Genomic DNA, 16,539 nt, shown 5'->3' on the forward strand with positions numbered 1-16,539 from the left:
GAGTTTTGAATTCTTTGTGAGGACACCGTTTTGCGCTCTACCGAAGTCGTGATCATTGGCGCTGGCGCCGCTGGGTTGATGTGTGCACTGACCGCCGCCGGGCGTGGGCGTCAGGTATTGCTGCTCGACCACGCGAACAAGCCCGGCAAGAAAATCCTGATGTCGGGCGGTGGCCGCTGCAATTTCACCAACATGTACACCGAACCAGGCAATTTCCTCTCGCAGAACCCGCACTTCTGCAAATCCGCACTGGCGCGTTATACCCAGTGGGATTTCATCGGTATGGTCGGCAAACACGCCGTGCCGTACCACGAGAAAAAACTCGGCCAGTTGTTCTGCGATAACAAGTCCAGTGACATCCTCGGCATGCTGCTGGACGAGTGCGATCAGGTGGGCGTCGAGTTGCACCTCGACACCTCGATCCAGACCATCGAGAAAGTCGAGAGCGGTTACCTGCTCGACACCACCCTGGGCCAAGTCCAGTGCCAATCGCTGGTGATCGCCACTGGCGGCCTGTCGATCCCGACACTGGGCGCCACCGGTTTCGGTTATCAGGTGGCCAGACAGTTCGGCCATGAACTGCTGCCGACCCGCGCCGGCCTGGTGCCGTTCACCATCACCGATCAGCTCAAGGAACTGTGCACCGAGCTGTCCGGCACGTCGGTGGATTGTCTGGTGAGCTGCAACGATCAGAGCTTTCGCGAGAACATCCTGTTCACTCACCGAGGGCTCAGCGGCCCGGCGATCTTGCAGATCTCGTCGTTCTGGGAATCCGGCGACGTGGTCGAGATCAACCTGCTGCCCGATCACGACGCCGCTGCCTGGCTGCAACAGCAAGTGGCCGAGCGCCCGAACAGTGAGTTGAAAACCTTGCTGGGTGAAATCTTCACCAAGAAGATGGCCAATTTGCTGGCGGACAACTGGTTCGTCTCCAAACCGATGAAGCAGTACACCCACGCCGAACTGGCGGAAATCGCCGACAAGCTGGGGAGCTGGAAAGTCGTGCCCGCGGGGACTGAAGGATATCGCACCGCCGAGGTCACGCTGGGGGGTGTCGACACCCGTGAGGTCTCCTCCAAAACCATGGAATCGCTGAAAAGCCCCGGCCTGTATTTCGTCGGTGAAGTGCTCGACGTCACCGGCCATTTGGGCGGTTTCAATTTTCAGTGGGCCTGGGCCTCGGGTTACGCGGCGGCGCAGTACGTCTGATCCAGCAAAAATCAAAACGGTGGGAGCAAGCTTGCTCGCGAATGCGGTGGATCAGTCGACATTGATGTTGAATGACACACCGCTTTCGGGAGCAAGCCCCCTCCCACAGTTGTTATGTGTAGAGCTCAAAGGAACACTTTTTGCTGTCAGATGTGATCGGCGCCATTGCGTCGACGTCATTACTGGCTCAATTTAGCGGCATCGCCTCGGAAGGCCTTCGCACTTCATGTCCTCGACCTCGTTTCGTCAGTCTTTGCGGCGCCTGTGGGCGCTGGATAAATTCAGCTATAGCGTGCGGGTGTTCATCGCCCTGACCGGCAGCATGGCGCTGTGTTGGTATCAGGATGAAATGGGGCTGCTGATCCCGTTGTTCCTGGGGATCATCGCCAGCGCCCTGGCCGAAACCGACGACAGTTGGCAGGGCCGTCTCAACGCACTCGCCGTGACGCTGGTGTGTTTCAGTGTCGCCGCGCTGTCGGTTGAATTGCTCTTCCCCTACCCCATCGTCTTTGCCGTTGCCCTGGCACTGGCCAGTTTCGGCCTGACCATGCTCGGTGCGCTCGGCGAGCGTTATGGCGCGATTGCCTCGGCGACCTTGATTCTTTCCGTGTACACGATGATCGGCGTTGACCAGCGCGGCGGCGCCGTCATCGATTTCTGGCACGAGCCCATGCTGCTGGTGGCCGGTGCCGCGTGGTACGGCCTGCTGTCGGTGTTGTGGCAGGCGCTGTTCTCCAATCAGCCCGTGCAGCAAAGCCTGGCGCGACTGTTCCGTGAACTGGGCTTTTACCTGAAACTCAAATCCTCGCTGTTCGAGCCGATCCGGCAGATGGACGTCGAAGTACGACGGCTAGAACTGGCACAGCAAAATGGTCGCGTGGTCGCTGCGCTGAACAGCGCCAAGGAAATCATCCTGCACCGCGTCGGCAACGGTCGCCCTGGCTCGAAAGTCAGCCGTTACCTGAAACTGTACTTCCTCGCCCAGGACATCCACGAACGCGCCAGTTCTTCGCACTATCCGTACAACGCGTTGGCCGATGCGTTTTTCCACAGCGACGTGCTGTTCCGCTGTCAGCGCCTGTTGCGCCAGCAAGGCAAGGCCTGCCGGGCATTGGCCGAATCGATCCAGATGCGTCAGCCCTTCGTCTACGACGCCAGTTTCGCTGACGCCCTGAGCGACCTCGATGCCTCCCTCGAACACCTGCGCATCCAGAGCAACCCGGCCTGGCGCGGCCTGCTGCGCTCACTGCGCGCACTGGCTGCCAACCTCGGCACCCTCGACCGATTGCTCAGTGATGCGAGCAACCCCGATGCCTTGGCCGATGCCACCGACAGCAGTTTGCTCGACCGCTCGCCGCGCAATCTGAAAGACGTGTGGGTTCGCCTGCGCACGCAACTGACGCCGACATCCTTGCTGTTCCGCCATGCCCTGCGCCTGCCGCTGGCGTTGAGTATCGGCTACGGCATGGTGCATTTGATTCACCCGTCGCAAGGCTACTGGATCATCCTCACCACGCTGTTCGTCTGCCAGCCCAACTACGGGGCAACACGCCGCAAACTCGGCCAGCGGATCGTCGGCACTGCCATCGGCCTGACCGTAGCGTGGGCGCTGTTCGATCTGTTCCCCAGCCCGTTGGTGCAGTCGTGCTTTGCGATTGCTGCCGGCGTGGTGTTCTTTACCAACCGCACCACCCGCTACACCCTGGCCACCGCCGCGATCACCATCATGGTGCTGTTCTGCTTCAACCAGGTCGGCGACGGTTACGGGCTGTTCCTGCCACGGCTGTTCGATACCTTACTCGGCAGTTTGATCGCGGGGCTGGCGGTTTTCCTGTTCCTGCCGGACTGGCAGGGTCGACGCCTGAACAAAGTGCTGGCCAACACCCTGACCTGCAACAGCATCTACCTGCGCCAGATCATGCAGCAATACGCCGCGGGCAAAAGCGACGACCTGGCTTATCGTCTGGCTCGACGCAACGCGCACAACGCCGATGCAGCGCTGTCGACGACGCTGGCGAACATGCTGATGGAGCCGGGACATTTCCGCAAAGAAGCGGATGTGGGCTTCCGTTTTCTGGTGCTGTCGCACACCCTGCTCAGCTACCTGTCGGGGCTGGGCGCGCACCGGGAAACGCAGTTACCGGCAGATGTGCGCGAACACTTGATCGACGGTGCCGGGGTGAAATTGGCGACGAGCATCGATGAAATCGCTCAAGGGCTGGCGAGCAAGCAGCCGATTGCGATTCAGAGCGATGAAGAAGAAGCGCTGGCCAATGAACTGGAACAGATGCCCGATGAGATTGATGAAGGACAGCGCCTGGTGCAGACGCAACTGGCGTTGATCTGCCGGCAGTTGGGGCCGTTGCGTACCTTGGCGGCGCATTTGATCAAAGACACCAATGAGATTGGCGCTGGCTGACAGGACGCCTTCGCAGCACCACAGAATCCGGGTCAGCCCTCACATCCCATGCTGCCTCAACAACTTGTCATAACTGCCATCCGCCTTCATCGCCGCTATCGCCTTGTCAAACCCCACGACAATCTGCTCATGCTGCGGATTTTTCAGGCTCACCAGAATGTGCAGGCTGTTCTCACTCAACGGCTTGGGTAGAAACTCCACCGAATTGCGCACCTTGGCGGATTCCCGCGCCAGGTAATACTTCGCCACATATTCATCCTCCAGCGTCAACTTGACCCGGTCCGCCGCGAGCATGCGCACGGCCATGGCGAAGTTATGCACAGGGACTTTCTGCAACGCGGTGTCGGCATCAAACGGCGCCGAATAGGCGTAACCGCGCACCACCGCGATCGGATAAGTGTGCAGTTGCTGCAAGTTGCTGTATTCGAGCGGCGTGTCTTTGCGCTTGAGGAAGCGGACGCGGTTGAGCAGGTACTCACCGGAAAACTGCCCAAGCCTGGTGCGTTCGTCGTTATACCAGGCGTTGACCAGCACATCGTAGCGACCCTCACCGACACCCATCAGTGCCCGAGCCCACGGCACTTGCTCGTAATCGCTGGCATACCCGGCCCGGGCCAGCGCGGTGCTGACAATGTCTGTGGCCAGACCGCCGTTGACCAAGGTGTCATCGGTAAAGGGTGGCCAGATATCAAACACCAGCCGCAACTTGTCCGCTACGGCGGTTTGAGCCAGTAAGAGCAACCCGATCAAAGCAAAGGCTCGATGCAGTCGCGGCATGCTTGAAAATCCTTAGCGGGCGAGCAGCCCGGCGCGTTTTCAGTCAAAACCCCAAGGCCCCTTACCGGCAAAACCCAGGCCCTAACATTAGCTCATTGGAGCCATTGCACAGCGCTCCTATGCAGATTACACAAAGATGTCACTGTCGCGAGAAAGGAATAGTGGCATTTTGACCTTTGTCACAGACTCTTACGCCATAAAGACATCTGCGGCCAGTGCGCTTAGTATCGGGCCACACGTTCAAGGAGTCGGACAATGACAATCGAGTGGGTCTGCAAACATCACAACGATCTGGGCAAAGAGCAGTTGTATGCACTGTTGAAGTTGCGAACGGAAGTGTTCGTGGTCGAACAGAAATGTGCGTATCCGGATCTCGACGGGCAGGATCTGGAGGGCGACACCTACCATTTGATGGGCTGGGACAAAGGTCAACTGGTGGCCTACCTGCGCCTGCTGGATCCGGAGTCCCAGGGCGGTGACGTGGTCATCGGCCGGGTAGCGACCTCAGCACAGGCGCGCGGTAAAGGGCTGGGCCACGAGATGATGGAACAGGCGCTGAAACAGGCCGAGCGGCATTGGCCGCAGGTGCCGATCTACCTGTCGGCACAGGCGCATTTGCAGGGGTATTACGGCAAGTACGGGTTTGTCGCAGTGGGTGAGGAATATCTGGAGGATGGCATTGCGCACATCGGGATGCGCCGTTCCTGACAGCCCCTTCGCGAGCCAGCCCGCTCCCACGGTCGGGATGCATTCTCCTGTGGGAGCGGGCTGGCTCGCGAAGGTGTCAGTTCAATCGATACAAGGCTCAGGGATACTCAAGCACAGCCTTGATCTGGCGCAAATTGCGCTCGATCCACCCGCGATCAATCGCCCCCCACTCACGAACCCTATAGCGCCCGGCATGGTTGCGTGCGCCCTCTTCCTGCTCGAACTCACAGACGATGTCCAGATCCGCCAACGCGGCAATTGTGTCCTGCGCCGTGCGCCGGGGCATCCCGGTGATTTCAGTCAACGCCGGCACGCTGGGCGCCAAGCCGCTATCGATCAGATACGCGACGTATAGACGTCGGTAAAAACTGCTTTTGGTTTTGCTGACATCCATCCAAACACTCCCAACGTGACAGATCTTCACTGCATATCCCGCCAGGTCAGGTACACCCGCAGGTCAAACTCGACCTGGTGATACCCCGGCAGCATGTGCTCACACAATTTATAGAACGCCTTGTTGTGATCCGACTCTTTGAAGTGCGCCAGTTCATGCACCACGATCATTTTCAGAAAATCCGGCGCCGCCTCTTTGAACAGCGAGGCGATACGAATCTCTTTCTTGGCCTTGAGCTTGCCGCCCTGCACACGCGAAACCGTGGTGTGCAGGCCGAGGGCGCGATGGGTCAGGTCGAGGCGGTTGTCGAACAGCACTTTGTCGATGGCCGGGGCGTTGCGCAGGTATTGCTGCTTCAAGTCCAGGGCGTAGGTGTAAAGCGCCTTGTCGCTCTGCACATCGTGGCACCCCGAATAGCGTTGATCCAGGTATTCACCCAGACGCCCGTCGGCGATCAGTTGGCGTACCTGATCCTGCAGTGGCGCAGGATAGGCCTGGAGATACTTCAACACAGTCATGGACGAGCGACACGGTTCGAAAAGGTGCGCCAGTGTAGCGAATTCAGCCGGACAACGCGCTCCAGTCAAACGGCTCGGTAAAGCTGGCGGCATCTTCGGCGATCAATGGCCGCGCCACCAAAAAGCCTTGCACGTACTCGCAGCCATGGGCTTGCAGCCATTGGTACTGCTCGATGGTCTCGACCCCTTCGGCGATCACCAGCAACCCGTATTGCTTGCACAACGCGATCACCGTGCTGACCAGCGAGGCATCGCGTTTGGAGTCCGGCAATCGCGCAATCAGGTGGCGATCGAGCTTGAGCGTATCCAGTTCCAGATCGCGCAGGTGCGCCAGCGAGCACGGTCCGGAGCCGAAGTCATCCAGCGCCACCCGCACCCCCAGATTGCGCAGCAAACGCAATTGTTTGCGCGTTTCCTCGGGGTTTTGCATCAATGCCTCTTCGGTGACTTCGACCTCCAGTTGCCGCGGCTGCAGAGCGTGTCGCTCCATGACCTGGCGCAACTCGGTGACCAGATTCGGCAGGCTGAACTGGGTGTTGCTCAAACTCACGCCGAGCACCAGGTCTTCGGCAAACAAGGTTTCCCAGGCTTTGCGCTGACCGGCACCACGATGATAAATCCAGCTGCCGAGGCGACTGATCAGCCGCGCCTCTTCCAGCAACGGCAAAAACAGCCCCGGCGGCACGTCGCCGACACTCGGGTGCTGCCAACGCAACAGCGCCTCAAAACCACGGATCTGACCACTGTCGATCGCCACTTGTGGTTGATAGACCAGATTGAAATCGCGGTTTTCGATGGCGGTACGCACGCTTTCTTCGAGCATCAAACGCGAACGCGCCCGACCGTTCATTTCGTGATCGTAGAAACGATATTGCTGACGCCCGGCACGCTTGGCTTCGTACATGGCGATGTCCGAAGCACGCAGCAGTCCGTCGAGGTTCGACCCGCAATCGGGATAAGTGGCGATGCCGATGCTTGCGCCGAGGGCGATATCCAGACCTTCAATCTGCTGACAGATCGACACCCGTTCGATGAGCTTTTCCGCAATCTTCGCCGCCTGTTCGGGAAACTCAAGATCCAGCAGCGCCGTGAATTCATCCCCACCCATGCGCGCCAAAATATCGAACGGCCGCAGGCAAGCCTTCAATTGCTCGGACACCCAGCGCAGCACACGGTCGCCGACATCGTGCCCGAGTGAGTCGTTGACCCGCTTGAACCCATCAAGATCCAGATACAGCAATACCCAACTGCTGTCATTGCGTTCGCCGCGCAGCAGCAGGTTTTCCACGGTCTGGTAAAAACCACGTCGATTGAGCAGCCCGGTCAGCGGATCGGTGACGGCTTGAAATTCGAGTTGCTGGTGCAAATGGCGCACCACCGACATATCCAGCACCGTCACTACCATGGCGTGTTGCTCGACGGGCAACGCAGCACAAGACAGCGCCACCGGCACCTGCTGGCCCGGCGCCGTGCGTAATAACGCATCGTGCAGCCTCAGCGTTTCACCACGCTGATAGCGGGTGTAAAACTCGGAATCGGCCCACACCGGAATGTGCGGTTTCTGCAGATAGTCGAGAAACTCCTTACCCTCCAGATCCCTTACCGGCGCATTGAGCAACCGTGAAATCGCCGGATTGGCAAAGCGAATCAAACCATCCTCGCCCAGCACCAAAATGCCCTCGGCGGCGTTATCCAGCACCGATGCATTGAAGGCCCGAGCGGATTCCAGATCCCGGCTCAGACGTTGCAAGGCTCGACGATTGCGCTGGTGCTCCAGCAACGCCTGCACCTTGGGCTTGAGGATCTGCGGGTCGAACGGCTTGAACAGATAATCCACCGCGCCACTGGCGTACCCCTTGATCACGGCAGCCTGAGACTGTTCGTTGGCGGTGAGAAAGATAATCGGCGTGAGTTGCGTACGCTGGCTGCCGCGCATCAGTCGCGCGACTTCAAAACCGTCCATGCCTGGCATCTGCACGTCCAGCAGCACCAGATCGACGTCGTGTTCGAGCAGAAGGTTAAGCGCCTCGAAACCGGAGGCGGCGGTCAACACCTGCCAATCCTGACGCTGCAGCAAAGCCCGCATGCTAATCAGATTTTCAGGGTAGTCATCAACGATCAATAGGACTGAGCTGCCTTCACCTGGCTGTGTTTGCGCGCATTCCATGCTGCTTCTCTTGTCAGGACATCAGATCGGTTTCCGCTAAAAACCGTACATATATAGAGGCTTCACTCTAGTCCCGGATCGGCAAAAGCAGAAGCTGTCATCAGGCCATCAGCTAACCAATGATTGTCTAGCCGACTAACGGTCGTCGCTACAGCCCACGCAATCCGGGAAACATGGCATTTCGACAGGATGTTGACGCCAACCATCTGCCAAACGGCCGTTAACAAAAAACGCCTCTGCGCTTATAAAGACCGCCCCCAAAAGGCGCGGACTAGAGCTTCTGGCACGCGCGTTCAGGATCAATCGAGTGGAAGAACCGACATGATCGATCTCGCAACCTGGAACCTCAGCGTTCCAGTCGGCAGCCCGCCGTACACCGTCGAAACCTCAGAACTGGTGAAGGGCTTCAAGGATCAGTACTTCCATTCCGACACCGGCACGCTGTTTTTCTGGTCGCCGGTGACCGGATCAAAAACCGAAAACGCCATCTACCCGCGCACCGAACTGCGCGAAACCTACAGCAATGGCACCTTGCGCAACTGGTACTACCCCGACGCCGACAACCTGCTGCGCGCGACCGTTACGGTCAACAAAGTGCCCAGTTCCGGAAAGATCGTCATCGGCCAGATCCACGCTTACCAAAGCCAGAAACCGCTAGTAAAACTCGAGTACCAGTACAAGACCAAAACCCAAACCGGCAACCTGGTGATCAAGGTGCGCATGCATCCAGATGACGACGAAAGCCGCGTCATCACGCTCGCCACCGGGGTCAAACTGGATCGTGAATTCAACTACCTCATCCACTTGAGCCCCGGCGGCGCACTGGGCGTCAGCGCGGCGGGTTATCAGTGGGATTCGAAAATCAGCGCGACGTGGCGGAACAAGCCGTTGTACTTCAAGGCTGGGGTTTATGTGCAGGACAACACGGGGTATACGAGTGAAGGTGGGCAGGTGACCTTCTCCAAGCTCGATATCGATCACGACAAATAATCCCTCTATAGACACTGTCCCTGTGGCGAGGGAGCTTGCTCCCGGGGCGCGAAGCGGCCCTAAAAAAGCGAGGCCTGCTGCGCAGTCCAGCGGGAGCAAGCGCCCTCGCCACAGGTAATTTGTCACCCGCCAGACCTTTTTAAACGCCGGTGTTTAAAGGCTCTCACCGTTACTTCCGGATGCCTACAACAGCTTGCGTCGTTGCCTACCACTACGCCAGAATCCGCCGGCTTGTGCGCCTGGCGGGCCATCGGTAACTTGATTCGCGTCACTGATTTCCAGTGATCGGGTTTAGTAGCCCGTGGTTTCAAGCGTTGTGCACAAGCATCTGTCAGTCAGGTATTTTGCTACCTGCGCTTGATGGTAACTGTGCGCAGGGCACCTTCGGGTGCGCCGGCTTGCTCGAAACCCCGGTCTACTAACCTGCGTACAGTTGCCTCCACTTTGATTTAGTAGCCAAAGCGGGGCACTCCAACCAGGTTTCGAGCAAATGACAAAATCAACGCCGCACCCGCCAGAAACAGATCCCGCATCCCCCTACGAATCTCTCGACTCGAGAAAACTCAACGACGCCGCCGAACGCGCCCTCGACCATTACCTCAAACCGTGCGCCTTCATCATGGCCAGCACGCATAAACCCGAGCCCATGTACCTCGCCAACCCGAAGTACAACACCGAATCCCTGCTGGCCAATGCCAGCGAAACCCTGGGCTCAGCCAGCGAAATGCTCAACAACTTCGCCGCCATGCTCGACACCTCACACCGCAAGACGGCGCTGGGCATCGCGCAGGTCGTCATGCTTGGTGAACTGGCGGTGAATCAGGCGCTGGATCATGTTGAGTTGAAGGAGTAGTTCTGTTCAGCAAAAAAGCAACCCGCCTCACGGCGGGTTTTTCATAACGTGGGTCAAAGCCGAGCGCTTGTTCAACAAACCTTTTAGCTAACGCTGGAACGCTGGCTCCACCTCGATTGTTTGATCATCGAGTTTTTTCAGTTCACATCTGGGTCTAGGTCACATAGCGAATTCATATAAAAAACTGTCAGTTATTACAGGTGACGCACGGCATATACCGTTCTAGATTCAACGAAGCAAAGCAACCTGCACAGGACAACGCGAGCCAGGCAATAACGTCTGGCCCGCCAGTGCTATTAATTCAAGGAAATCCCCATGAGCAGCGAACTGATAAAAAACATCACCGACGCTTCTTTTAAGCTCGATGTTTTAGAATCCGAGTTACCCGTATTGGTCGATTTCTGGGCGCAATGGTGCGCCCCTTGCAAAACGATGGCTCCAATACTGAACGAGATAGCCGAGGCTTACAAAGGCAAGCTGACCGTTGTCAAACTGAACGTCGATGAGAACCCTGAAACGCCGACCATGCTTGGCGTGTGCGGCATCCCAATGATGAAGCTATTCAAGGACGGAAGCGTCGTGGCGAATCAGACTGGCGCCGTGCCCAGACCTCAACTGGAGAGTTTCATAGAGGAGTCTCTCAAACAAAATTAACTCCGTTCGTTGCACTTCTGGTTTTTAAAAGCCCAGAGAAACACCCCATAAAATTCCAATTTCGCCACAATCTCTGTAAACGCCGCCACAAGAAACCCGCCGTCGGTGGGTTTCTTGAATCAGCAGCTAACACTCAGACTTTAGTTATCCTTGGCGTTCAACTCACCTTTCAGATAACGCTGGTACATCGCTTCCAGCGAGATCAGTTTGATCTTCGAAGCATTACCCGCATTACCGAACGCTTCATAACCCGCGATACAGACGTCACGCATCGCTGTGCGGCGGCGCTTACACAAAATCGAAGGGGATGGAGTAATTTAATAAATCCTCCCCCTTTTCCGGTCCTTTTTCTGTCCAGTTTTTCTTTATGGAAGGTCTGAAGTAGTCACCGATGTTTTGATATCCCTTCATTGGGCGCTCAAAAAATCGATGACCTGACAAAAATCAGGCTTTGGCGCTTTTTAATTCATGTCTTTTCCTTGAATCACACCTTTTCTCGGTGCATTTCGCGCATCACGGGCGCACCTCTCCTGCATTCAACAACCGCTTTCGCACCATCCAAAGATTCGACAACGCGAACAACGTCGTCTGCTGAGCGATGTTTTTCGCCAGACCACGAAAGCGCACTTTCGTATACCCAAACTGACGTTTGATCACGCGAAATGGATGCTCAACTTTGGCCCGTACCTGAGCCTTCGCGTATTCGATTTTTCGGCACACCTGAGCGATCAAACCCTCCTTGCCGTGTTTCTTGTACGTGCTGGGCCGGGCGGCAATCGACCAGATCATCTGGCGATCCTGATGCTCAGGACGCTTATCCACACCGGTGTAACCGGCATCGCCGCAGACGTACGTTTCCTCGCCATGCAGCAACTGATCGACCTGGGTCACATCCGCTACATTCGCCGCCGTGCCCACCAGGCTATGTACCAAACCGGATTCGGCGTCGGCGCCGATGTGCGCTTTCATCCCGAAAAAATACTGATTGCCTTTCTTGGTCTGATGCATCTCGGGGTCACGTTTGCCGTCCTTGTTCTTGGTCGAGCTCGGCGCATGAATGATCGTCGCATCGACCACGGTGCCTTGGCGCAACAGCAGGCCGCGGTTACCCAGATAGCCGTTGATGACCTGCAAAATCCCGCCGGCCAATTCGTTTTTTTCAGCAGGCGCCGGAAGTTGAGGATCGTGTTTTCATCGGGAATTCGATCCAGATGCAGCCCGGAAAACTGGCGCAGGATCGTGATCTCGTAAAGTGCTTCTTCCATCGCCGGATCGCTATAGCCGAACCAGTTTTGCATCAGATGCACCCGCAACATCGCCATCAACGGATACGCCGGACGACCACCTTCGCCTTTCGGATAGTGCGGTTCGATCAAGGCAATCAGGCCCTTCCAGGGCACGACCTGATCAATCTCGATCAGGAAGCGCTCGCGGCGGGTCTGCTTACGTTTGCCGGCGTACTCGGCATCGGCGAAGGACATCTGTTTCATCGGAGCTCAACCGTTCGATTCGTGTGAGGCGGGTATTTCAGCAGATCGGGAAGTCTTTTTCAGAGTTTCCCTAAACCTTCGTTCATGGGTAGATGAACGCTTTCACGTCGCAGAAGTTGAACGTTCGCCGAGGTCGAGACCTGCTGAGCGGACAAAAAAAATCCGATGTTACAGATCCGGCATCGGATTTCCAGAAAGTCCAGCGTGAGTTCAAATACTTAAATAAACAGCATTACGCATGGCTGCAGGTTTTCGGTCCTTGCTTTCACTCCGGTTGCTTGGGAAGTGTATAGGGCGCCGGTCCCCTTGAGTTTTTGATTACCTCTGTCGATGACGCTGGTTCCGGCGGAATCGTTACGGGTGCCGGACCTTTCTCTTTCGGTGGTAAATCCTTCTTGCTCATGAGTCAGTCCTCCATTACCAAGTTGAACCCCAAGCCTGTGCGAAAACAATAAAAACGACCACTGTCAAACCTGACAGGTATCAATATCGAATTCGAATTATCCACCGCACGATCCGTTCTATGAAATATAGAATTCAACTCCCGCCTTTAGTAGCGATACGGTGTCAGTTCCGGTCGAATTGAAAGGACCGCGCGCCTGGCCGGCGGATTTTACATATGTGACCCCAAGGTAGCTCTAATTACGCCCATAGAAAGACTATTGTTTATCGCGAAACAACATTAAAACCTGTCAACTCTGACAGGTGACGAAGTACAAGACACCGTTTAACTTCAACTCCGCAACTAGCAAAAACAGGCAAAGCAACAAAACAATTCCCACCATCCACTATTAACCGCACGAAAAGGATTTTTATAATGGGCAAGCTCGTTGGTAACTTCTATGGCGCCTATGGCGGATCCAACATTTATCTATATGTCACTTACAGTGATGACATCGGTGGAGCAGTAACAGCAACCGCCAGTGTTAGCGGCCCCACGGGCACACTGACAGGACATCAAACCATTGGCGCAACCACCACAACGGTTATGCTGACAGGTACAATCGGAGAAAACGCGGAAAGTTGGACATTTAACACTTCAGATTTCAACACCTTAACTGGAGGCCGTAACTATGCAGGCCCCAACGGCGTCTGGACTTATCAAGGTTTTGGACTTGGGCGAACTTAAGGCTTCCTGCAACTTCAAAGGGGAAATCATTCACCTCTAAAAAACACAAAAAAACCCGCCTCACGGCGGGGTTTTTTTTAAACCAGTCTAACGCTCAGGCTTAGTTAACCTTGGCGTTCAACTCACCTTTCAGATAACGCTGGTACATCGCTTCCAGCGAGATCGGTTTGATCTTCGAAGCATTACCCGCAGTACCGAACGCTTCATAACGAGCGATACACACATCACGCATTGCAGTCACGGTGGCGCCGAAGAATTTACGTGGGTCGAATTCGCTCGGGTTGGTAGCCATCAGGCGACGCATGGCGCCAGTGGACGCCAGGCGCAGGTCGGTGTCGATGTTGACCTTGCGCACGCCGTACTTGATGCCTTCGACGATTTCTTCAACTGGCACGCCGTAGGTTTCTTTGATGTCGCCGCCGTACTGGTTGATGATCGCCAGCCACTCTTGTGGCACCGACGAGGAACCGTGCATCACCAGGTGGGTGTTCGGGATGCGTTTGTGGATTTCCTTGATGCGGTCGATCGCCAGCACATCACCGGTCGGTGGCTTGGTGAACTTGTACGCGCCGTGGCTGGTGCCGATGGCGATGGCCAGGGCATCAACCTGAGTCTTCTTGACGAAGTCAGCGGCTTCTTCCGGGTCGGTCAGCATTTGGCTGTGATCCAGAACGCCTTCGGCGCCGATGCCGTCTTCTTCACCGGCCATGCCGGTTTCCAGCGAACCCAGGCAGCCCAGCTCGCCTTCTACCGAGACGCCGCAGGCGTGCGCCATGGCCACGGTTTGTTGGGTCACGCGGACGTTGTAGTCGTAGTCGGTCGGGGTCTTGCCATCTTCGCCCAGGGAACCGTCCATCATCACTGAGCTGAAGCCCAGTTGGATGGAGCGCTGGCAGACGTCAGGGCTGGTGCCGTGGTCCTGGTGCATGCACACCGGGATGTGCGGGAATTCTTCGATCGCGGCCAGGATCAGGTGACGCAGGAATGGCGCGCCGGCGTATTTACGGGCGCCGGCCGAAGCCTGGACGATCACCGGGGAGTCAGTCTTGTCAGCGGCTTCCATGATGGCGCGCATCTGCTCAAGGTTGTTGACGTTGAAAGCTGGAACGCCATAGCCGAATTCGGCTGCGTGGTCCAACATCTGGCGCATGCTGATAAGTGCCATTGTGTGTGTCTCTCCCGGTTGAGGGTCGTTAATCGTGCCAGCCTGCCGGAGCGGCGGCGGCTATTCAAGTGATTGCAGATCGGGGGTTGAGGCCCGGTCTGGTGATTCGATAAAGCAAAATCCTGAGAACTACACAGAACCCTGTGGGAGCGAGCCTGCTCGCGAAAGCAATCTTGCAGTCGCTGATGCAGTGCCTGTCAGACCGCTTTCGCGAGCAGGCTCGCTCCCACATTAGAACTGTGGTGTGTCAATTACTGCGCTTTGCAGCCGCGGCCAATCAGGTCATTGGTGGCGACCCAGTAAACCAGGCCCTCGTCACCCTTGACGTGAAACGCCAGCATGCCGTCGCTGTACAGCGTGCCCGAGGCGCCCGGCTCTTCTTTCAGGCGATAGACCTGATCACCGCCGCCCAAACGGACGTCGACTTCCTTCTTGTCGGCATCGGCGTAACGCCACAGCACTTTGGCCTGGCTGTCGCAGGTCCAGGTCGTCCAGTTATCCGCCGGGGCGGACGACTGAAACAGGTTCAACTGCGCGCAACCGCCCAACAATGCCAACGCCGCAATGGCGATCAAGCCTTTCATCCGTGTTCCTCGACCGGCAGCGCACGCCGCCAGCCCTGAGTTAAAGAGTCAGACCCGTCAAGGACAACCATGTTCCTTGGCCGGGGTTTGCGTCTCGTATTTCTCCAGACCGTCCGGCCCCGAGCGCTTGTTCAGCACCGGGTTGGTTTCGGCCTGCCAGTCGGCCTGATAACAGCCCTTGTTCAACTCGCTGGGTGCCGGTGTCGCTTCGGCCTTCGGGTTGCTCCCGCAGGCCGCCAGCGTACCGGTCAGCAGCAACAGTGCTAACGACTTGACCATGTGACCACTCCTTTGCCTGGCCAAACGGGTGGCCTCAGGCCTTGGCCCGGGTTTCCAGGACTTCAACGGCCGGCAGCACTTTGCCCTCGACGAACTCGAGGAACGCGCCACCACCGGTGGAAATGTAGGAGATTTGCTCAGCCACGCCATATTTATCGATGGCGGCCAGGGTGTCGCCACCGCCCGCAATGGAGAACGCAGCGCTGTCAGCGATGGCCTGGGCCAGCACTTTGGTGCCGTTGCCGAATTGGTCGAACTCAAACACGCCGACCGGGCCGTTCCACAGAATGGTTTTCGACGATTTCAGCAGTTCGGCGAAGTTCGCGGCGGTCTGTGGGCCGATGTCCAGAATCATGTCGTCGGCAGCGACGTCAGCGATCAGTTTGACGGTCGCCTCAGCGCTTTCAGCGAATTCCTTGGCGCACACAACATCGACCGGCAGCGGCACGCTGACCTTGGCGGCGATGGCGCGAGCGGTGTCCAGCAAGTCCGGCTCGTACAGCGACTTGCCAACCGGGTGACCGGCAGCGGCGAGGAAGGTGTTGGCGATGCCGCCACCGACGATCAGTTGATCGCAGATCTGGCTCAGGCTGTTCAACACGTCGAGCTTGGTCGAGACCTTGGAGCCGGCAACGATGGCCGCCATTGGCTTGGCCGGAGCGCCCAGGGCTTTGCCCAGTGCATCCAGTTCAGCGGCCAGCAACGGGCCAGCGGCGGCGACTTTGGCGAACTTGGCCACGCCGTGGGTCGAGCCCTCGGCGCGGTGCGCGGTGCCGAAGGCGTCCATCACGAACACATCGCACAGGGCGGCGTACTGCTGGGCCAGTTCGTCAGCGTTCTTTTTCTCGCCCTTGTTGAAGCGCACGTTTTCGAACAGCACGATGTCGCCAGCCTTGACGTCAACGCCGCCCAGGTAATCAGCCACCAGCGGCACTTCACGGCCCAGCGCCTTGCTCAGGTAGTCAGCGACTGGCTTGAGGCTGTTCTCGGCGGAGAATTCGCCTTCGGTCGGACGGCCAAGGTGCGAGCACACCATGACGGCGGCACCTTTTTCCAGGGCCAGCTTGATGGTCGGCAGCGAAGCCAGGATACGCGCGTCGCTGGTGACGACACCGTCCTTGACTGGGACGTTGAGGTCTTCGCGGATCAATACGCGCTTACCTTGCAGATCGAGGTCGGACATCTTCAACACGGTCATGGGTC

The 16,539-nt window shown here is 57.3% G+C and carries 15 protein-coding genes and 2 pseudogenes; 7 read left to right on the plus strand and 10 right to left on the minus strand.

Going from position 1 to position 16,539, the window contains the following annotated elements:
* The first annotated feature begins 30 nt into the window (after positions 1 to 30).
* Together AACY02_RS00465 and yccS are read left to right on the plus strand one after the other, a co-directional pair.
* On the plus strand, positions 31 to 1,209 hold the full coding sequence (locus AACY02_RS00465; RefSeq protein WP_339430290.1) for an NAD(P)/FAD-dependent oxidoreductase: 1,179 nt from the start codon (positions 31 to 33) through the stop codon (positions 1,207 to 1,209).
* 226 nt (positions 1,210 to 1,435) lie between these two features.
* A complete protein-coding gene (gene yccS, locus AACY02_RS00470; RefSeq protein WP_339430291.1) occupies positions 1,436 to 3,628 on the plus strand; it encodes a YccS family putative transporter in 2,193 nt (730 codons plus the stop codon).
* 39 nt (positions 3,629 to 3,667) lie between these two features.
* On the opposite strand, the gene AACY02_RS00475 is transcribed toward yccS, so the two are convergent.
* Positions 3,668 to 4,405: a substrate-binding periplasmic protein gene (locus AACY02_RS00475; protein WP_339430292.1), complete on the minus strand. Its 738-nt coding sequence runs from the start codon at positions 4,403 to 4,405 to the stop codon at positions 3,668 to 3,670.
* 255 nt (positions 4,406 to 4,660) lie between these two features.
* On the opposite strand from AACY02_RS00475, the gene AACY02_RS00480 reads away from it, so the two are divergent.
* Entirely contained in the window at positions 4,661 to 5,113 is a 453-nt protein-coding gene (locus AACY02_RS00480) for a GNAT family N-acetyltransferase (protein ID WP_339430293.1), read from the plus strand.
* A 97-nt stretch (positions 5,114 to 5,210) separates the two neighbouring features.
* Here AACY02_RS00480 and AACY02_RS00485 read toward each other — a convergent pair whose 3' ends face one another.
* From AACY02_RS00485 to AACY02_RS00495, 3 genes are read right to left on the minus strand one after another with little or no spacing between them, the layout of a single operon-like run.
* Positions 5,211 to 5,507: a winged helix-turn-helix domain-containing protein gene (locus AACY02_RS00485; protein WP_339430294.1), complete on the minus strand. Its 297-nt coding sequence runs from the start codon at positions 5,505 to 5,507 to the stop codon at positions 5,211 to 5,213.
* Positions 5,508 to 5,533: 26 nt separating this feature from the next.
* Positions 5,534 to 6,025 (minus strand): M48 metallopeptidase family protein, encoded by a 492-nt coding sequence (locus AACY02_RS00490; protein WP_339430295.1) that lies wholly within the window; start codon positions 6,023 to 6,025, stop codon positions 5,534 to 5,536.
* Between the two features lie 43 nt (positions 6,026 to 6,068).
* Positions 6,069 to 8,192 (minus strand): putative bifunctional diguanylate cyclase/phosphodiesterase, encoded by a 2,124-nt coding sequence (locus AACY02_RS00495; protein ID WP_339430296.1) that lies wholly within the window; start codon positions 8,190 to 8,192, stop codon positions 6,069 to 6,071.
* A gap of 321 nt (positions 8,193 to 8,513) precedes the next feature.
* Here AACY02_RS00495 and AACY02_RS00500 point away from each other — a divergent pair, with 321 nt between their 5' ends.
* From AACY02_RS00500 to trxA, 3 genes are all read left to right on the plus strand, one after another.
* A complete protein-coding gene (locus AACY02_RS00500; protein WP_339430297.1) occupies positions 8,514 to 9,182 on the plus strand; it encodes a polysaccharide lyase family 7 protein in 669 nt (222 codons plus the stop codon).
* Positions 9,183 to 9,672: 490 nt separating this feature from the next.
* Positions 9,673 to 10,035: a DUF6124 family protein gene (locus AACY02_RS00505; RefSeq protein ID WP_339430298.1), complete on the plus strand. Its 363-nt coding sequence runs from the start codon at positions 9,673 to 9,675 to the stop codon at positions 10,033 to 10,035.
* A gap of 315 nt (positions 10,036 to 10,350) precedes the next feature.
* Complete coding sequence (trxA, locus tag AACY02_RS00510; RefSeq protein ID WP_339430299.1) at positions 10,351 to 10,689, plus strand: thioredoxin; 339 nt, start codon at positions 10,351 to 10,353, stop codon at positions 10,687 to 10,689.
* A gap of 140 nt (positions 10,690 to 10,829) precedes the next feature.
* Here the strand turns inward: trxA and AACY02_RS00515 are convergent.
* Positions 10,830 to 10,964: pseudogene (locus AACY02_RS00515) on the minus strand (fructose-1,6-bisphosphate aldolase); the annotation flags it as partial.
* 238 nt (positions 10,965 to 11,202) lie between these two features.
* Positions 11,203 to 12,179: pseudogene (locus AACY02_RS00520) on the minus strand (IS5 family transposase).
* 817 nt (positions 12,180 to 12,996) lie between these two features.
* On the opposite strand from AACY02_RS00520, the gene AACY02_RS00525 reads away from it, so the two are divergent.
* The gene (locus AACY02_RS00525) at positions 12,997 to 13,308 is read left to right on the plus strand and encodes a hypothetical protein (protein ID WP_339430300.1); all 312 of its coding nucleotides are present in this window, start codon (positions 12,997 to 12,999) and stop codon (positions 13,306 to 13,308) included.
* A 100-nt stretch (positions 13,309 to 13,408) separates the two neighbouring features.
* On the opposite strand, the gene fba is transcribed toward AACY02_RS00525, so the two are convergent.
* The 4 genes from fba to AACY02_RS00545 form a co-directional block, all read right to left on the minus strand.
* On the minus strand, positions 13,409 to 14,473 hold the full coding sequence (gene fba / locus AACY02_RS00530; RefSeq protein ID WP_314570210.1) for a class II fructose-bisphosphate aldolase: 1,065 nt from the start codon (positions 14,471 to 14,473) through the stop codon (positions 13,409 to 13,411).
* Between the two features lie 251 nt (positions 14,474 to 14,724).
* Complete coding sequence (locus AACY02_RS00535; protein ID WP_221732333.1) at positions 14,725 to 15,057, minus strand: MliC family protein; 333 nt, start codon at positions 15,055 to 15,057, stop codon at positions 14,725 to 14,727.
* Between the two features lie 57 nt (positions 15,058 to 15,114).
* Positions 15,115 to 15,336 carry a hypothetical protein gene (locus AACY02_RS00540; protein ID WP_221732334.1) on the minus strand — a complete coding sequence of 74 codons (222 nt, stop codon included), beginning with the start codon at positions 15,334 to 15,336 and terminating at the stop codon, positions 15,115 to 15,117.
* 34 nt (positions 15,337 to 15,370) lie between these two features.
* Entirely contained in the window at positions 15,371 to 16,534 is a 1,164-nt protein-coding gene (locus AACY02_RS00545) for a phosphoglycerate kinase (RefSeq protein WP_221732335.1), read from the minus strand.
* Between the last annotated feature and the right edge of the window lie 5 nt (positions 16,535 to 16,539).

Source organism: Pseudomonas sp. EA_65y_Pfl2_P78 (genome assembly GCF_963970495.1).
GTDB lineage: Bacteria > Pseudomonadota > Gammaproteobacteria > Pseudomonadales > Pseudomonadaceae > Aquipseudomonas > Aquipseudomonas baetica_A.